The 2,005-nt window shown below is 37.0% G+C and carries 1 protein-coding gene and 1 pseudogene; one reads left to right on the top strand and one right to left on the bottom strand.

What is annotated here, in order from left to right; genetic code table 11:
• Positions 1-372: 372 nt before the first annotated feature.
• Positions 373-774: a hypothetical protein gene (locus FTU37_RS16515; RefSeq protein ID WP_180124670.1), complete on the bottom strand. Its 402-nt coding sequence runs from the start codon at positions 772-774 to the stop codon at positions 373-375.
• A gap of 469 nt (positions 775-1,243) precedes the next feature.
• Here FTU37_RS16515 and FTU37_RS16510 point away from each other — a divergent pair.
• Positions 1,244-2,005, top strand: a pseudogene (locus FTU37_RS16510) (IS3-like element ISAba14 family transposase); the annotation flags it as partial.

The following is a 2,005-nucleotide window of genomic DNA, read 5'->3' as shown; positions in this document are numbered from 1 at the left end:
TTCTACCATCAATCAATGAAATATTTTCGATTGATCAACCAGTAAAAATCCACACAAGTTGTTCTTCATAATCTCTTAATGATCTTCTTGTTGGTTCGTCACCAGCAAGCTAGGTCGGCTATATTACCCTTTATTTCTAAAGAGTCAACCAGTAATTCAAATTATTTTTAAACTTATTAAATAAAACCCAACTTAATCAATTCAACTAAGTCATTGTTTTACCAGAAGTTTTAATCTTCATCACCGCCGATGGATGTGCATTCTACAGCATTTCACATCCGTTGCAACACCCTTTTTCATTTATTTTTAGTTTTTCATTACGTTTGTTTATTTATTCTACTAAATCAGCGTTTTTTACTTAAAAAAGTGTTTTTAGCGTACAGAAAGCATGCAATACGCCACAGGCACCCATAAGATAAACATTAAAACTGGCATAACACCGTGCACTTCTTCAGACTTTCTATACAACCACTGAATAAATGGAATGACGATACCAAATAATGTCGCCATTAATAGCACATCAACGAATCCACCTTTCAGCAGTAGCCACAGCAATACTAGCACACTCATCACCAAGCCAATTATCAATAAAACACAGTATTCGTATTTCCTGAGCTGCCAAAGTGTGAACCCTTGAATGATCCAGAAGCGTTCTGCAGATTCAAAATTTGATTTTAAGTCCATTTTGATCACGCCTAGATTGAATAAACTCAGTGCAATATAGACGGCACACATTAATTGGAATAATTGTGAAGCAGTGAAATCAAGGCTCATGATGTTCCAAGTATCCACCTGTGTGGCGAATCAATACAAAATCACGACCGCAGTAACTGATATACCGATACTGACAATACGATGGGTTAGAAATCTTTTATGAAATGCCTGACGAATAATTAGTTTATTTTGATTGAGCTAGAGTGGGCTATATTTCTGTATCAGAAATACGCTAGGTACTTGCAGCTTTATTGGTTTTGATTTCCTACCGAGCAGCCAGAATTTTATTGCCGCTGTACAGATAAAAGTAGATAACAACAGCACAACGAGTTGAGCGTCCAATATCGCTAGGCTCAAAATGGGCAAATATGTCAAAAGACAGACCAAACCGAAATATTGATTCTTTTGTAAAAACAGCATTTGTATGATTAATAAATTAAAGATCCAAAGTAGAGAGATGGATCCGTAAATTTGAACAACTCCTATAAGTGATATTCTGCTCCTCAAATGATGTTATAAACATCAATATATGGAGTATTTTATGGCACGTAGACCAAGAAGAAATCATTCAAATGATTTTAAAGCTAAGGTAGCACTTGCTGCGATTAAAGCAGAAAAAACACTTGCTGAATTGAGTGCTGAGTTTGATGTTCATCAAAACCAAATTATTGACTGGAAAAATCAATTGATCTCAGCTTCCTCGCAAGCTTTCGATCAATCAAAAGCTCCAACAGAACCACCCATCGATCTAAAAAAACTACATGCAAAAATCGGTGAGCAGGCATTAGAAATTGATTTTTTAGAAGGTGTGTTGAAGAAACTGGGCCGCTTCAACCACAAAAGTTAATCGACGACTCACTTCAGATTTCAGTATCTAAGCAAGCTAAGCTGCTGAAAGTCTCCCGTGGTTGTTATTACTATCGCCCAAAACCTGTGAGTGCATCAGATCTGAAGCTGATGCGATGTATTGATGAATTACATATGCAATATCCTTTTGCAGGCAGTCGTATGATGCGTGATTTGTTGAATCGTCAAGGACATCATATAGGACGACGTCATACACGTACTTTAATGAAGAAAATGGGTATTCAGGCGTTATATTGCAAACCAAATTTAAGCCAGGCTAATCAAGCTCACCGTAAATATCCATATCTGCTCAAAGGGTTGGCTATTCAGCGCAGTAATCAAGTGTGGTCTACGGATATAACGTATATCCCTATGGCAAAAGGCTTTGTTTATTTATGTGCTGTGATTGATTGGCATAGCCGCAAGGTACTTGCGCATAGGGTAT

The organism is Acinetobacter sp. YH12097, from assembly GCF_013419225.1.
GTDB classification, from domain to species: Bacteria; Pseudomonadota; Gammaproteobacteria; order Pseudomonadales; family Moraxellaceae; genus Acinetobacter; species Acinetobacter amyesii.
The sequence above is the reverse complement of the archived record's forward strand: the minus strand, read 5'-3'. Positions and strand labels throughout refer to the sequence as shown.

Coding starts and splice junctions, on each gene's coding strand:
- FTU37_RS16515 (WP_180124670.1), bottom strand. CDS start 774: ATGAGCCTTGATTTCACTGCTTCACAATTATTCCAATTAATGTGTGCC.